Raw genomic sequence first — 15,035 nt, forward strand, 5'->3', positions numbered from 1 at the left:
GACGGTCAGTGGATCTCCGTCACCACCACGTCGAGCGCCCACGCCTTCCCCGGTCGGCCCGGCGCCTCCGCCTCGACCGTGTATCCGAGGTCGCGCAGCACCCCGACCAGTCCGGCCGGGTCCTTCGGCGCGGCGCCGGCCTCCAGCAGACCGCGCACGATGCGGCCCTTGGTCGCCTTGTTGAAGTGGGAGACCACGGAGCGCTTCTCGACGCCGTCGACGGTCTGCGAGTGCAGCACCCGCACCGTGGCCGTACGGCCCGCGATCTCGCCCTTCGGCCGCCACGCCGCCGCGTACGCCGACGAGCGGAGGTCCAGGACCAGCCCGTCCCCGGCGGCCTCGGGGAGCGCGGTCGCCATCGGCGCCCGCCAGTGCGCGCCCAGCGCCCCGAGCCCGGGCAGCTTCACGCCCATCGAGCAGCGGTACGAGGGGATCCGGTCGTCGATGCGGACCGCACCCCAGAGCCCGGAGAACACCAGCAGCGACTTCCGGGCCCGCCGACGCGCGGCGGCGTCGAGCGTGGCCAGTCCGAGCGCGTCGTACAGCACGCCCGTGTAGATCTCGCCGGCCGGGCGCGCCCCGGCAGTGCGCAGCCCGGCGTTCTTCGCGACCTCGTCGCGCAGCCCCTCGCTCAGCCCGAGCACGTCGCGGGCCTTCTCCTCGTCCGCCAGGCAGAGTTCCACGAGCTCGTCGAGCACCTGCGTGCGCGCCTCGGCCAGGGCGGGCAGCGACAGGCCCTCCGGCTTGAGCGGCGCCCCCCGCCCCGAAGCGGCTTTGCCCTCGGACGGCGGCAACAGCACGAGCACGGCGTTTCTCCTCTGCGACGTACGGACACGGGGGTGCGGCCCCTCGCCAGCGTAGTCGGCCGCATCGGCGCACCGCCCCGGCCGTCCGGAGCCCGCCACGCCGACCGGAGCGAACAGCGGACGCCGCCGCCACGCCCGCCGTCGTCGCGGTGCGCATTCGTTCACCGGTCGTCGTCGCGGTGCGCCGTGGTCCATCGGCGGATCGGGCACGGTGTGCGGGACCGCGCCAGGGACCTCTGCCGACAGGGCTCGGGCATGGTCCCGGCCGGTCTGCGGGCGGGACCGGTCTGTGGCGAGGCTCGGGTACGGTCCCCGGCCGGTCTGCGGGCGGGACCGGTCTGTGGCGAGGCTCGGGTACGGTCCCCGGCCGGTCTGCGGCGGCGCCGCAGGTGTGCGACCGGGGCACGCAAACGCCCCGGTCGCACCCTCGTCGCCCGGGCCATACGCTCGGCACATGCCACGCCGTCGTATGCACGTGACCTGCGCGGCCGACGACCCGCTGCTGGTCTGTCTGTGCGCCCTGCGCGCCCGGCTCGGCGTGCCCGTCGGGTTCCCGGTCGAGGTGCTCGTCGAGGCGGAGCGGACGGCTCGGGACCCGCGGCTGCCGGAACGGGACGCGACGGATGTCCCGTTCTTCACCGTCGACCCGCCGGCGTCCGCCGACCTGGACCAGGCGATGCATCTGGAACGGCGGCCGGGCGGCGGCTACCGGGTGCGGTACGCCATCGCCGACATGGCCGCGTTCGTGCCGCCCGGCGGCGCGCTCGACACCGAGGCGCACCGGCGGACGCAGACGCTCTACTTCCCCGACGAGAAGGTCCCGTTGCACCCCCCGGTGCTCTCCGAGGGCGCGGCCAGTCTGCTGCCGGGCGGGACCGCGCCCGCGCTGCTGTGGACCCTCGACCTGGACGCGGACGGCCGGACCGTCGCCACCGACGTACGGCGGGCCCTGGTCCGCAGCCGGGCCAAGCTGGACTACGCGGGCGTGCAGCGGCAGATCGACGCGGGCGCGGCGGAGGAGCCGGTGGCCCTGCTCAAGGAGATCGGGCTGCTGCGCGAGCGGCTGGAAGTGGAGCGGGGCGGCATCTCTCTCAACCTGCCCGAGCAGGAGATCGTCACCCGGGACCACTCGTACGCACTGGAGTTCCGCGCCCCGTACCCCGTGGAGCGCTGGAACGCCCAGATCTCGCTGCTGACCGGCATGGCCGCGGCCGGGCTGATGGTCACCTCCGGGACCGGCATCCTGCGCACCCTGCCGACCGCGCCGGACGGAGCCGTCGCCCGGCTGCGCAGGACCGCGCGGGCGCTGCGCGTCCCCTGGCCGCACCATGTCCCGTACGCGCAGGTCGTCCGGTCGCTCGACCCGTCGAACCGCCGGCACGCCGCGTTCCTCCAGGAGTGCACGGCGCTGCTGCGCGGCGCCGGCTACAGCGCGTTCAGCGGCGGACGGCTGCCCGATCCCTCGGTGCACGCGGCCGTCGCCGACGTGTACACGCACTGCACCGCCCCGCTGCGCAGGCTCGTCGACCGGTACACGGGCGAGCTGTGCCTGGCCGCGTCCGAGGGCCGGGAGCCCCCGGAGTGGGTACGGGAGTCCCTGGACGTCGTCCCGCGGGAGATGGCGGAGGGGAACCGGCGCGCGAACACCGTCGAGCGCCAGAGCGTCGACACCGTCGAGGCGGCCCTGCTGACGGGCCGGATCGGCGATGTCTTCGACGGGTTCGTGGTGGATGTGCGGGAGCGTGAACCGGATCTCGGCACCGTCCAGTTGGACGATCCGGCGGTCGTCGCCCCGGTCGACGGCGACGGGGCTGAGCTCCCGCTGGGCGAGGCGCTGCGGGTGCGGCTCACGCTGGCCGACCCGGGGGCGGCGCAAGTGCGGTTCGCGCCCGCGTGACCGCCCGCAGCAGGTCGCGGGCGTCGTCGGCGTGGCAGCGAACGGTGTGAACCAGGCGCGTTCTGCCCAGCAGCCCCACCGCCTCGACGGGTTCCGACAGCGTGAGGGTGAGCGACGTCTGCGCACCGACGGGCAGGTTGAGCACGCCTTCCTCCTTCTTGTCGTGCGTGAACACCAACTCGTAGGAGGCGGAGGCGATCCGCTCCAGCGGGATCCGCAGGTCCACATGGGCGGCCTGGCGCAGCCGCAGCGTGTCCCCGGACAGCGTGTGCGGCCGGGTCGCGGACGCCGCATGCAGACCGACGACGAAGAGGACGGTGTAGACGTCGAGGACGAGCACCACGGCGTGGAGCACCGGCCAGGGGCTGAGCAGGTACGACATCCCGACGGCCTCGACGACGCAGACGAAGCCGAAGCCGAAGAGGAGCGCGGCCTGGTCCCGGGCGTGCCCGAAGGCCCGGTCGCCCGGCCCGACGCCGCTGCGCCGCCGGGCCACCCAGAGCAGCAGGCTCCACATGAGCCGCAGTTCGTGCCCGGCCAGCCGGAGCACCGGTTCCGGCACCAGCTCCCGCAGCGCCTCGCGCGGTGTCAGCCCCTCCCCACGCCACAGCCGCAGGAAGACGGACGCCTCGGCCAGCAGCAGAAGCAGGACGGCTGCCTCGGCGGCGGCCATCACCGGCGCGGGCGGCCGTAGCCCCGCCATCAGGCAGACCAGGAGCGCCAGTTCACCGGGCAGTACGAGATAGGCGACGCCTCTGAGCAGTCGCTTCACCCGCGTCACCGTGCCCGCTCCGCGACCAGGCGCAGCGCGCGGCGCACGGCCTCGGCCTGGGCCGGGGGGAACTCGGCGAAGAAGGCGTCCATGAACGTGCTCCCGCCCTCTCCCGCAGGTGAGCCGTTCTCCCCGAGTCCCTCCGCCACCTCGTCGGGCATGCAGTCGGCCAGCGCCCGGGCCGCCTCCTCGACGCGGGGATCGCCGGTGTCGGCGCCCTCGAGCGCGTCGAGCAGCCCGTACACCTCGTACGCGCGCTCCACCGCACCCGGAGCCTCGGTCATCCGCCGCATCGCGCCGAGCAGCCGGTCGCGCTCCCCGGCCGGGACGACCGTGTCCAGCAGGGCGAGCACCTCGCGGTCCTTCGCTGCCGTCGCTGACTCGGGCCGCCCGGCGGTCTCCGCGGTGAGACTGCCGAACAGCGCCGCCAGCTCCGGCGACACCGGCCCCTCGGCGGGCAGCCGCCCGCAGCGCGCCTGCTCCAGCACCGCACCCAGCCGTTCGCGCCGTTCGCGGAGCAGCTCCTGCTGCCGGGCGAGATCGTCGTCCAGCTCCTCCAGGACCTCCACGAGCTCCCGTCCCGCGTCGTCGGCGAGCACATCCCTGACCTCGTCGAGGCCGAGCCCGAGCTCCGTCAGCCGCCGGATGCGGGCGAGCAGCACGGCGTCGCGCACCGAGTAGTCCCGGTAGCCGTTGGCCCGGCGGGTGGGCTCGGGCAGCAGGCCCTGATGGTGGTAGTGCCGCACGGCACGCGGGGTGACCCCGACGAGTGCGGCGATCTCTCCGATCCGCATGGCCTCAGTAGAAACCCTGACGCTGCGGCAAGGTCAAGCGGGAACGAGCGGGCGGGTGGGGCGGCGGGGAGAGCGGACTCCGGCGAGGTCCGGGAGTAGCCGGGAGGGCCGGCGGGTTTGCGGGCTCGGCGGGAGCCGGTACGGCGGTGCCAGGGACCCGGACGCGCCGGGTAGCATGGTCATCACGGCAGACGAGCCGGGCGGACGGCCGCGTGGGGACCCCCAGGGTGCTCCCGAGGAACGTCCGGGCTCCACAGGGCAGGGTGGTGGGTAACGCCCACCCGGGGTGACCCGCGGGACAGTGCCACAGAGAACAGACCGCCGGGGACCTCGGTCCCCGGTAAGGGTGAAACGGTGGTGTAAGAGACCACCAGCGCCTGAGGTGACTCAGGCGGCTCGGTAAACCCCACCCGGAGCAAGGTCAAGAGGGGCCGCCGCCCGAAAGGGACGGTGGCCCTGCGCGGACGACCGAGGGCTGCCCGCCCGAGTCCGCGGGTAGACCGCAGGAGGCCGGTGGCAACACCGGTCCTAGATGGATGGCCGTCTCCCCGGCGACCGCGAGGTCACCGGGCGACAGAACCCGGCGTACAGCCCGACTCGTCTGCCCCCACCTGCGGCTTTGCCACGGAAAGGGCCTCTGACCTGCGTCGGAGGCCCTTTCCGGTCTTTCGGAGGCTTGCCGCGTTAGGCGGCGGAAAGTCCCTCGGAAGTCCCTCGGACAGCACTGAAAGTCCCTGACAAATCCCTGATGCGGAGGCGCGAAGGACGCCTCCGACCTGGGGTAATCAGTTTTCTCCTGGCCTCAGCGCGCGGCCTGGGGAGCTCGGCGGGAATGTACCGATGATGCGGCAGGTCGCAACGCTCGTCGAGATCACTGAGCCCCGGAGTCCTCGCGCCGGCCGAGCTCGTCGAGAGCGAACAGGACGCCATCCTCGGCACCGTCCCCGTCGTCCGGGTGGACGAGATCTTCCCGCCGCCCCCGGCCGCGCTCGCGGTCTGACACTCCAGCAGGTTGTCCTACGATCGGCCTCGGTCGCCATTCGGTGGCCGGGGCCCTCGTCGTCTCGGAAGGAACGCGCATTGACCACGCACACCCTCACCATCAACGGCGAGAAGGTGACCGTCACCCAGGAGGGTGTCCTTCTGGCCGCCGCCGACGCTCGCCCGAACGTTCGTCCCCGACGCCACGGCGTCCTCATCGGCTCCGTGCTCTGGGCGCCTAAGGACCTGCTGCGGACCGTCATCGGCAACGACGACCTCGGGAACGTCGACTCCCCGCGCGCCATGAAGGCGTTCGACAACCTCGGATTCCAGACCTTCACCGAGACCGTCTACACCGCGGACGGCCTTCCCTTCGTCCACCCTGAGAAACAGCTCCGCACACAGGAGGGCGTTCGATCGTGACCAGCCCAACCACCACGTCCGTCTCGCCTCCCTGGTGGCCGCGATCGAGGAGAAGAACGGAGTCCTCCAGGTCGACGTCCGCCGCCTGCGGGACATCCTCGGAGCCGGCCGCACCGGCAGCACGGTCGCCCGCACCATCGAACCGAGCTCGCCCGCGCGGGCATCCTGCACTTCCCGCCGACCATCCCCACCAGCCAGGACCGGCGCGTCGTCCTGTGCACCAACCCGATGGTGAAGCTGGTGATCGAGAACCTCCGTGCTGCTGACGCCGACGAACCGACAGACCCGCACATCACGAAGGCGCAGGTAACGCTCGAGCTCGTAGCAGCCGCGCTTAGCCCCGGCCAGAAGACTGAGGAGGCATGATGACCGACCTGAACACCGGCACCTGCCCCATCCCGGTGGATGCGAACCGCACCTGCGGCGCCACCCTCCGCTGGGAGGTCACCCCCGAGCGCGCCGTCGAGCCCTACGTCGCCTGCGGCCAGCACATCACCGCGCCCATCATGCGCTCGGGCGAGCTTGTGCCGTTCACCGCCCGGCCAATCTGAGCACCGCAGCTGGCCGTTGCAGCGCACGCGACCAACGAGATGCTCGTCAACGGCTGCTCCGCCATGCTTGCGGCGTCGAGGCCGTATCCGTCGACGGCCTGGCCCGCGGTCGAGACACCGCAGGGCTACGTAGTGGGCGAGGCAGCCATGCCATAAGTCACCGTCCATGAACACTGGCACGTCTTCGACGTCTACCTCGAGAAGAACTTCACCGGATCCACCGTGTGGAACGGGCCCGACGTCCCCGTTCATGCGCAGAGCTGCAATGTTCGCGGTTCGTCGCACAGACGGAGAGCAAGTCCGTGGAAGTGGACTAGCTCGGCGTGTTCGACTGATCGCTACCTGTAGCGGTAGTCGCCCGAGTTGTCAGGTGGGCATGCGTATCCTCGCCTCAAGCGAGTCGGGCACGACAAACGGAGAGCCCCACTGAGGCACCGATGCTTTCGCGGGCGCGGTGCAGCAGGGGGCTCGCCGGGATGGTGCAGCCGGGCTCATGTCCAGGGATGTGGAGGATGAATGGCAGCACCAGAGCACGAACGTACACCCTCGACGAGCGATACGCGCGATCGCGACGGTCTTCGAGGCGGTGATGCCGTAGGTCCCCTGCTCAGCATGCACGCCGCCCTCGTGCTCATGACCTCGGCGTTCATCGGCGTGGTCGTCGGCGGGCTGACGTACCTGAGTACCAGCGACGCGGCGGCGGCACTCACCGCTGGCCTAGTACTCCAGCAGCACTTTGACGTTTTCCCTGTTCAGGGGCGGTTTGGGTGAGTGTAGTGGGCTGCGTTCCGGCCCGTGTTCTCTTTCCCGGACTGCCCCTCGATCGTGTGCAGCCGCCGCTGATAGTGGCAGCAGTCCGGGCAGCCTCCTGACGTGATCGACGAGCGTGCAGTTGAGATCTGGAACGACGAACTCGAGGAACTGTTCCTGCGCACCGGCCATCGCTTCAGGCGCGTCGAGCCGCGTCGCAGGATGCGTGACTACATCCGTGGACTGCTGGGCCCGGTCGGCCGGAAGAACGGCTGGCAGCTGGCCGAATACGCCGGACACCGCACACCCGACCGACTTCAGCGACTCCTCAACGGCGCCCGCTGGGACGCCGATGAGGTCCGCGACGACCTCCAGCACTACGTAGCCGAACGACTCGGCGAGCCCGACGGAATCCTCATCCTCGACGACACCGGCTTCCTCAAGAAGGGCACCACCTCGGCCGGCGTGCAACGCCAGTACTCCGGCACCGCCGGCCGCACCGAGAATTGCCAGATCGGCGTGTTCGCCGCCTACGCCACCACGCAAGGACGCGCCCTGGTGGACCGAGAGCTGTATCTGCCCAAGTCCTGGACCGACGACCGCGACCGCTGCCGCGCCGCACACATCCCGGACGAGCGGACCTTCGCCACCAAACCCGACCTGGCCAAGGCCATGGTCCTGCGGGCGATCGCCTCGCCCCTGCCGATCGCCTGGGTGACCGCGGACGCGGCATACGGCCAGGAATGGCGGCTGCGCCGCATGCTGGAAGAGACCGGCCTGGGGTACGTGCTCGCAGTCCCCAAGTCCCAGCAGGTGCCGCACTTCGGACGCATCGACCACCTCTTCTCCCAAGCTCCCGACGAGGCATGGGAGAGACGTTCGTGCGGTGACGGCGCAAAGGGCCCGCGCGTTTACCACTGGGCCGCCCTGCAGATCACCGCCGCCGAGGACTTCGACGGCGAACTGCCCACCCACCAGCGGTGGGCACTGGCACGCCGCAGCATCAGCAGGCCCCAGGAGATCGCTTACTACCTCGCCTACGCACCGCTCGGCACCAGCGTCGAGCACCTGGTCCGCGTTGCCGGAACACGTTGGGCCATCGAGGAAGCCTTCCAGGCCGCCAAGAACGAGTGCGGGCTTGACCAGTACGAAGTCCGCCGCTACACTGGCTGGACGCGGCACATCACCCTGGCCATGCTGGCGCACGCCTTCCTGGCGGTCATGGCCGCCGACGCTGCAGCAAAAGGGGCAGCAGAAACGGTTCCTGCCTCGCGCCCCTCACCGTGGCTGAAGTTCGGCGGCTCCTGGCAACTGGCCACCCACCCGTCACACGCGCTCATCAGTCCCTCACCAGGTCACGCGCACTGAGATGGTCACACTGGCGCAGACGACGCCAAGCCGCCGCCCGCCGCTGCCACTATCAGCGGCGGCTGCACACGATCGAGGGGCAGTCCGGGAAAGAGAACACGGGCCGGAACGCAGCCCACTACACTCACCCAAACCGCCCCTGAACAGGGAAAACGTCAAAGTGCTGCTGGAGTACTAGGCCGTTTCTGATGGCTCTTGGTCGGCTGGGTGGATCTCGTGGTTGGCCGGGCAGGAGGCCCGTATGGTGCGGCGACACGAACTCACGGACGCGCAGTGGCAGAAGATTGAGCCCCTCCTGCCCGGCAACGGCAAACCGGGTGGGCAATGGGCCGATCACCGCAGAGTGATCAACGGCGTGCTGTTCCGGGCCCGGACCGGGGTGCCCTGGCCTGACCTGCCCGAACGGTACGGTCCCTGGCAGACCGTCTACGAGCGTCATCGCCGCTGGTCGGCCGACGGCACCTGGCAGGCCGTCCTTGAGGAGTTGCAGATCGAGGCGGATGCCGGCGACCCGGACGGGACGCTCGCCCGCCAGGCGGAGCGTCAGGAGTGGGCCGTGAACATCGACTCCACGTCCTGCCGGGCGCATCAGCACGCGGCCGGGGCGCCCCGCAAGCCCCCGGCCGACCACCCGCAAAAGGGGGCGGGGTGCGTGAGGAAGCAGATGGGCGCGAGGCGTTGGGGCGCTCACGGGGCGGGCTGACCAGCAAGGTCCATCTGCTCTCCGACGACCGGGCCCGCCCGCTGCACTGGCTGACCTCGCCCGGTCAGCGGGGTGACAGCCCGATGTTCGCCCCGGTGCTGGAGGGCTTACGCATCCGACGCCGCGGCACGGGCCGCCCGCGAAGCCGGCCGGACCGGGTGCGCGGAGACAAGGCGTACTCCAGCCGCGAGAACCGCGCCTACCTGCGACGACGCGGGATCAAGGCCACCATCGCGCAACCCGACGATCAGCGGGCTCGACGCAAGCGCCGAGGACGAGCCGGAGGCCGGCCCCCGGCCTTCGACAAGGCCCAGTACCGCCGTCGCAACGCAGTCGAGCGGTGCGTGAACAAGTGGAAGCAGTTCCGGGCGGTGGCCACCCGGTACGACAAGCGCGACTACATCTTCAACGGCACCCTGACCATCACCGCAATCGTCATCTGGCTCCGCGACACCGTCCAAGAGCCATCAGAAACGGCCTAGTCGCGGGAGGGGGGAGCGTGGTGGCCCTGCACCAGCTCGTCGGCTTCTGACGCGCTGCAGGACTTGCAGGACTGCAGCCCCGGACCGATCTGGTCCGGGGCTGCAGCACAACCTCTTCCGGCTGTCCTCCGACGCGTACGCCGAGGGCTGGCTGCAGAAGTGGCCCCGGATGGACAAGGAGACCATCGCCCAGTGGTCCGAGGGCCTGATCGCCTCCACCGGCTGCCCCTCCGGCGAGCTGCAGACCCGGCTGCGCCTCGGCCAGTTCGACGAGGCCCTGAAGTCCGCCTCCGAGTACCAGGACATCTTCGGCAAGGACCGGTACTTCCTGGAGCTGATGGACCACGGCATCGAGATCGAGCGCCGGGTCCGCGACGGGCTCCTGGAGATCGGCAAGAAGCTCGGCATCCCGCCGCTGGTCACCAACGACTCGCACTACACGTACGCGCACGAGGCCGGCGCCCACGACGCCCTGCTCTGCATCCAGACCGGCAAGAACCTCTCCGACCCGGACCGCTTCCGGTTCGACGGCACCGGCTACTACCTGAAGTTCACGGACGAGATGTACGCCATCGACTCCTCGGACGCCTGGCAGGAGGGCTGCGCCAACACGCGGCTGGTCGCCGAGCAGGTCTCCACCGAGGGCATGTTCGTCGAGCGCAACCTGATGCCGAAGTTCGACATCCCCGAGGGCTACACCGAGGTCACCTGGTTCCGTGAGGATACCCTGCGCGGCATGCACCGCCGCTTCCCCGGGGGCATCCCCGAGGACCGGATGAAGCAGGTCGAGTACGAGATGGACACCATCATCTCGATGGGCTTCCCGGGGTACTTCCTCGTGGTCGCGGACTTCATCATGTGGGCCAAGAAGCAGGGCATCGCGGTCGGTCCCGGCCGTGGCTCGGCGGCCGGTTCGATCGTCGCGTACGCCATGGGCATCACCGACCTCGACCCCATCCCGCACGGCCTGATCTTCGAGCGGTTCCTCAACCCCGAGCGCATCTCGATGCCCGATGTCGACATCGACTTCGACGAGCGTCGGCGCGTCGAGGTGATCAGGTACGTGACGGAGAAGTACGGCTCCGACAAGGTCGCCATGATCGGCACCTACGGCAAGATCAAGGCGAAGAACGCGATCAAGGACTCCGCGCGCGTCCTGGGCTACCCGTACGCCATGGGCGACCGGCTCACCAAGGCCATGCCCGCCGACGTCCTCGGCAAGGGCATCGACCTCGACGGCATCACCAACCCCTCGCACCCGCGCTACAGCGAGGCCGGCGAGATCCGGGGGGATGTACGAGAACGAGCCGGACGTGAAGAAGGTCATCGACACCGCCAAGGGTGTGGAGGGCCTGGTCCGGCAGATGGGCGTGCACGCGGCCGGCGTGATCATGTCCAGCGAGCCGATCGTGGACCACGCCCGATCTGGGTGCGGCACACCGACGGCGTGACCATCACGCAGTGGGACTATCCGCAGTGCGAGTCGCTCGGCCTGCTGAAGATGGACTTCCTCGGCCTCGGCCAGGCGGTCGAGGAGGTTGACGATGATCTCGTCGAGCCGGTGGGGCCTTCCCCCGGGAGCGGCCGTGGTGGTGAGCACGGCGATCTGGCTGAAGGACGGCACGCCGAGATCGACTGCGGTGCAATGCCGGGCAACCTCGGCGTCGAACTGCACCCAGGGGTGGGAGTGCTCGGATAAGCCCCCGGAGTTACGCCGATTCGACGGCCTTGCCTACGGCACGGCTGACGCGATCGCGGAGCGCGTCAGCGGAGACATACGAGAGTGCCTGGGCCAGCGAATCGATTGCGGAGGCGAACTGGCCCTCCTGCTGGCGCAGATGGGCGTCAAGAAAGGAGGCCACGGCCCCCGTGGCGCCGCGGCGGGCCTGCCGTGCGTACAGCACGGTGAGAGAGAAGGCCCAGCAGGCGTGAAGGAAGCCGTATACGGGGCGAGGAGTTCCCCGCCAGGGGGAGAAGAAGGTGACGTCGGCGGGAAGGCCCACGTCTTGCGCGGCCAGGGCGTCGTTGAGCCAGTTGTGGGCGGCCTCGTGGATCAGGTCGCGGGCCAGGACCTCGGGGTGGGCGGTGTAGTCGGTGAAGACGGTGCCGGGCAGGCGGGTGAGCGCCCAGCTGTGGAGGGTCTCGTCCAGTCGGCGGCGGTTGAGCAGGCAGACGACGGGGGCGTGCTGGGTGAGCAGTGTGCCGAACCCGTGCTCGGCGGCGGATGCAAGCGCGGCGCGCACGAGCGCTTGGGCTTCGGGCAGGGCAGGGCTGGTGTCGGGACGGATGAGGTAGTACGCGGTTTCGGAGATCTCCGAACGGAGCAGGTTCTCGGGTCGCGGGCTGAGCAGGATGTGCGGGCCGGTGGACAGGTGGGTCAGGTCTCGCGTCGTCGTCTTCCGGTACCAGGCGAGGAGGTCCGTGTTCCGGGCGCGCGCTGCGTGCTCGGCGCCTTCGAGCAGGTGGTGGGCCACGGCGTGGTCGAGGGCGGACGAGCCGATGCCGTTGCCGAGTACGGAGGCGATGCGGCTGGTCCGGAGGTGCTGGTGGCCGGCGATGCCATCGAGGGTGACCAGGGCTTCCGGGGACAGGGTGCTCATCTGGACTCCAGGTGTGGACCGGGGCCGGACCCCGGCTGGGTCCGGCCCCGGTAGAGGGTCAGGCCGTGGTGGTGGGCTCGGTGGCGTCGGGCTCCACCGTGGCGGCGAGCCAGGTCTCGGTGGCCGCGTTGGAGGTGTGCGCGGTCGTGCGCACTGTGTCGCTGTCACGCAGGGACGCGACGGCCTCCAGGAACTCGTCGAACGTCTTGTCGTCTGCCACTGCTCGCTCTCTCCTCTGATCGGGGCCGTGGGTTGGCGGTGAGGGGGCGGGAGGGACGGCGGACCACGGGGTCCGTTCATGGCGGGTTACCTGCTCACTCGGAGACGAAGAGCGTGAGGAACTTGCGCACACGGCCGGTTCGGACCGGCTCCGTGCCGTGGACGAGTTGGCTGCCGAAGACCACGAGCGTTCCCGGAGACGGGGCGACGTTCCATCGAGTGCGCGGCATGCTGCGGAACCAGGGGGAGGACATGTCCGTCCCCTCGTGTGCGAAGCGCATCCCCGGGGCGTAACCCGACCCGGTCGGCGCCTTGTCCGCGGTCCAGACGGCGTCGCTACCCGTGGTCTCCACGTAGAACGCGCCGCCGGTGTCCTGGATGTCCGTGAGTGTGACCGTCGCGGCGGCGATCTGGCGGGGACGGGTGAGGGGATCGGGGGCGATGCCGTCGGCATGGGGGGTGATGTACTGGTCGGAGCCGTACTCGAGGTAGATCCACGGCCGGTGGCCGGTGACCGATGGCAGGGTGCGCGTGATGGCGGCCATGCACAGTTCAAGGGCCTGGTCGAGCAGGGCGGTCGCCTCGTGCGGGATCTCGGTCATCTCGATTCGGCCGGCCGGCTCGTAGACGCCCTGTGCCTCGGCGGGGGAGTGACCGGGGATCTCGTGGATGGTGGTGTGGCGGCTGGCGCCGTAGCGGTCGCGTCCGAGGGGGCCGAGCGTGTCGTCCATGACGAGGTTGAGTCGCTCGATCTCGTCCGGCTTGATGAAGCCCTCCACAGTGCGGATGGACAGGGTCTCGGCGATGTGGATCACTGCTCGCCTCCGCACGCGCAGGGGGTGGACGGCGGGGCAGTGGCGGCTTCGGCCAGGGCCACCGTGAGTACACGCACCGCCTGGGCTAGGTCCTCGAAGTACTCGGCAGGCGTGGTGCCGGCCGAGGGTACGAGGTGGAGGTCGAGCGTCGGATACACCCGGCCGGTGGTGCGGCACGTGAGCTCGCTGCGACCGAGGACCAGCGAACACGCCTCGGGCAGGGAGGACTCGGCTCGGCTGGCGGTACGGCACAGGCGCGCCGCTGTGCGCGCGTACTCGGCGCGGTCGCGCGGCAGGATGCCGACCGAGAGGAAGCGGGGCTCGGCTCGGGGGAGGTCGGCGTAGGCGTGGCCCTGGCAGCTGTCGTAGGTGACGGCGTTCCAGCCCGCGGTGAGCGCGTCGACGACCGGGTGGACGCCGGGCTCGATGCCCTCGTGCCACTGGGGGTGGTGGGGGTCGAGATCGTCTGCCTCGTGGACGCCGGGGAGACCGACCGTGTTGATGTTCCCGCTGGCGCTGACCTGGAGACGCGCGGGCGTGCGGGGCACGGTGGGGTCGTCCCAGCGGGCCAGGAAGGCGGCGACCTGGTGCATGTCGTTGGGCCGGACGGGACGCCAGCGCAGCCGGGAACAGGAGGCACCGGGCGTGAGGTCCGGCTGGGCGAGCAGGGCGGCGACGCCGTCGATCAGGCGCATGCGGTGGTCGCAGTAGGCGTCTTCGTCGCCTGCGGCGGCGAAGCGGAGGCGGACCGCCGGGCAGCCCGCGCCGCAGGTGTCGCGGTAGTCGCAGGTCGTGCACTTCGCGACCAGGGAGCGTGCCTGCCGAAGCAGGGGAGAGCTGCTCTGGGCGCCGGCCACGTCCGTCTCAGCGTGTACGTCGCCGAGCGCGGCCAGGCCAGCCTGCGGCCAGGGCAGTTCGTCGCAGCTTCCCAGGCGGTCATCGGGATAGAGGGTGAGGACGTGGTCGCACTTCAAGTCGGAGAAGTGACAGGAGCGGGTCCGCAGACCCCTCAGACGGCGGATGACGGAGACGACGGGCTCCAGCTTGACGCGGCGGAACAGGCCGCTGGCGACCCAGTGGTGGGCGGCCTCCAGCACGAAGTCGGCGTACTGACGCGGCGTGACGGCCCAGGTCGGGCCGGTGGGGCCGATGGCCCGTCGCTGGAGTGCCCGGCTGGTCGGCGTACGGGATCCGGCCACCGTGGTCGACTGGGTGACCGCCGCGTCGAAGCACGGCACCAGGCTGACCGTCGTCACGGCGGGAAAGGAGGCGAGGTGCTCCATGACCTCGGAGGCCCGGCCGAGGACGTACGGGGTGACGGCGCAGATGACGCCGACGCGGCGTTCCCGACGCCCGAGGAGTTCCAGGGCTTCGACCACTCGCGGGTACGTGGGGCGGCCGTCGTAGCCGACGCGCCACGAGTTCCCGAGTGCGTCCCCGTCGAGGGAGATGCCGATCTCCAGCTCCGGGTAGTGCCGCTCGAACAGGTCTAGCCAGGCGTCGTCGAGCTGGAGCCCGTTGGTCTGGAGGCTCACGCGGATGACGTTCGGCTGTGCGGCGAGCGCGTCAAGGATCTCCGCGATCCGTTCCCGGCCGGCGGTCAGGGGCTCCCCGCCGTGGAGTTCGATGCTGAGCGGACGCCCGGAGAAGATTGAACCGAGGCGGTGGACCTGTTCCGCGCTGATCCGGGCGCCGCCCGGTGACTCCTTGCGCTTCTCGAAGCAGTACAGGCAGTCGATGTCGCAGGTCTCTCCCCGGAGTTTGAGGATGACAGAGACCGCCGTGTCCGGCCCGGTGTTCGACAGCGGGGCGTAGAGACTCTCCAGGTCCGTGGGGGCGGTGCGGGTGACGGGCATCAGAGGACTCCCGAGGAG

The 15,035-nt window shown here is 70.6% G+C and carries 16 protein-coding genes and 1 other RNA gene; 9 read left to right on the plus strand and 8 right to left on the minus strand.

What is annotated here, in order from left to right; all coding sequences use genetic code 11:
• Positions 1 to 5 precede the first annotated feature (5 nt).
• Entirely contained in the window at positions 6 to 806 is an 801-nt protein-coding gene (gene yaaA / locus O7595_RS23800; protein ID WP_269730643.1) for a peroxide stress protein YaaA, read from the minus strand.
• Between the two features lie 454 nt (positions 807 to 1,260).
• Between yaaA and O7595_RS23805 the strand changes: the two genes are divergently transcribed.
• Positions 1,261 to 2,703, plus strand: coding sequence for an RNB domain-containing ribonuclease (locus tag O7595_RS23805; protein WP_269730644.1), 1,443 nt, complete (start codon positions 1,261 to 1,263; stop codon positions 2,701 to 2,703).
• Here O7595_RS23805 and O7595_RS23810 read toward each other — a convergent pair.
• Together O7595_RS23810 and O7595_RS23815 are read right to left on the minus strand one after the other, a co-directional pair.
• Positions 2,654 to 3,475 (minus strand): hypothetical protein, encoded by an 822-nt coding sequence (locus tag O7595_RS23810; protein WP_269730645.1) that lies wholly within the window; start codon positions 3,473 to 3,475, stop codon positions 2,654 to 2,656. The genes O7595_RS23805 and O7595_RS23810 overlap by 50 nt on opposite strands.
• 5 nt (positions 3,476 to 3,480) lie before the next feature.
• Entirely contained in the window at positions 3,481 to 4,269 is a 789-nt protein-coding gene (locus O7595_RS23815; protein WP_269730646.1) for a MerR family transcriptional regulator, read from the minus strand.
• Positions 4,270 to 4,461: 192 nt separating this feature from the next.
• Between O7595_RS23815 and rnpB the strand changes: the two genes are divergently transcribed.
• An RNA gene (gene rnpB, locus O7595_RS23820) (RNase P RNA component class A) lies at positions 4,462 to 4,873 on the plus strand.
• Positions 4,874 to 5,140: 267 nt separating this feature from the next.
• Here the strand turns inward: rnpB and O7595_RS23825 are convergent.
• A complete protein-coding gene (locus O7595_RS23825; RefSeq protein ID WP_269730647.1) occupies positions 5,141 to 5,272 on the minus strand; it encodes a hypothetical protein in 132 nt (43 codons plus the stop codon).
• A gap of 77 nt (positions 5,273 to 5,349) precedes the next feature.
• On the opposite strand from O7595_RS23825, the gene O7595_RS23830 reads away from it, so the two are divergent.
• From O7595_RS23830 to dnaE, 7 genes are all read left to right on the plus strand, one after another.
• On the plus strand, positions 5,350 to 5,673 hold the full coding sequence (locus O7595_RS23830; protein WP_269730648.1) for a hypothetical protein: 324 nt from the start codon (positions 5,350 to 5,352) through the stop codon (positions 5,671 to 5,673).
• Between the two features lie 240 nt (positions 5,674 to 5,913).
• The gene (locus O7595_RS23835; RefSeq protein ID WP_269730649.1) at positions 5,914 to 6,039 is read left to right on the plus strand and encodes a hypothetical protein; all 126 of its coding nucleotides are present in this window, start codon (positions 5,914 to 5,916) and stop codon (positions 6,037 to 6,039) included.
• Complete coding sequence (locus tag O7595_RS23840; protein WP_269730650.1) at positions 6,036 to 6,224, plus strand: hypothetical protein; 189 nt, start codon at positions 6,036 to 6,038, stop codon at positions 6,222 to 6,224. Before O7595_RS23835 ends, O7595_RS23840 begins: the two co-directional genes overlap by 4 nt.
• A gap of 516 nt (positions 6,225 to 6,740) precedes the next feature.
• On the plus strand, positions 6,741 to 6,995 hold the full coding sequence (locus O7595_RS23845) for a hypothetical protein (protein ID WP_269730651.1): 255 nt from the start codon (positions 6,741 to 6,743) through the stop codon (positions 6,993 to 6,995).
• A gap of 105 nt (positions 6,996 to 7,100) precedes the next feature.
• On the plus strand, positions 7,101 to 8,342 hold the full coding sequence (locus tag O7595_RS23850; protein WP_443071813.1) for an IS701 family transposase: 1,242 nt from the start codon (positions 7,101 to 7,103) through the stop codon (positions 8,340 to 8,342).
• Positions 8,343 to 8,583: 241 nt separating this feature from the next.
• A protein-coding gene (locus tag O7595_RS23855; protein ID WP_443071710.1) for an IS5 family transposase occupies positions 8,584 to 9,527 on the plus strand; the annotation gives its coding sequence in 2 pieces (ribosomal slippage) (positions 8,584 to 9,012 and positions 9,015 to 9,527; 942 coding nt in all).
• A 100-nt stretch (positions 9,528 to 9,627) separates the two neighbouring features.
• Complete coding sequence (dnaE, locus tag O7595_RS23860; RefSeq protein WP_443071854.1) at positions 9,628 to 11,226, plus strand: DNA polymerase III subunit alpha; 1,599 nt, start codon at positions 9,628 to 9,630, stop codon at positions 11,224 to 11,226.
• A 10-nt stretch (positions 11,227 to 11,236) separates the two neighbouring features.
• Here dnaE and O7595_RS23865 read toward each other — a convergent pair whose 3' ends face one another.
• The 4 genes from O7595_RS23865 to O7595_RS23880 all read right to left on the minus strand — a co-directional run bounded on the left by O7595_RS23865 (position 11,237) and on the right by O7595_RS23880 (position 15,017).
• On the minus strand, positions 11,237 to 12,127 hold the full coding sequence (locus O7595_RS23865) for an aKG-HExxH-type peptide beta-hydroxylase (protein ID WP_269730654.1): 891 nt from the start codon (positions 12,125 to 12,127) through the stop codon (positions 11,237 to 11,239).
• A gap of 58 nt (positions 12,128 to 12,185) precedes the next feature.
• A complete protein-coding gene (locus O7595_RS23870; protein ID WP_269730655.1) occupies positions 12,186 to 12,347 on the minus strand; it encodes a hypothetical protein in 162 nt (53 codons plus the stop codon).
• A 94-nt stretch (positions 12,348 to 12,441) separates the two neighbouring features.
• Entirely contained in the window at positions 12,442 to 13,161 is a 720-nt protein-coding gene (locus O7595_RS23875) for a 2OG-Fe(II) oxygenase (RefSeq protein WP_269730656.1), read from the minus strand.
• A complete protein-coding gene (locus O7595_RS23880; protein ID WP_269730657.1) occupies positions 13,158 to 15,017 on the minus strand; it encodes a radical SAM/SPASM domain-containing protein in 1,860 nt (619 codons plus the stop codon). The genes O7595_RS23875 and O7595_RS23880 overlap by 4 nt, the downstream gene beginning before the upstream one ends.
• Between the last annotated feature and the right edge of the window lie 18 nt (positions 15,018 to 15,035).

It is taken from the genome of Streptomyces sp. WMMC940 (assembly GCF_027460265.1).
In the GTDB taxonomy this organism is placed as follows: domain Bacteria; phylum Actinomycetota; class Actinomycetes; order Streptomycetales; family Streptomycetaceae; genus Streptomyces.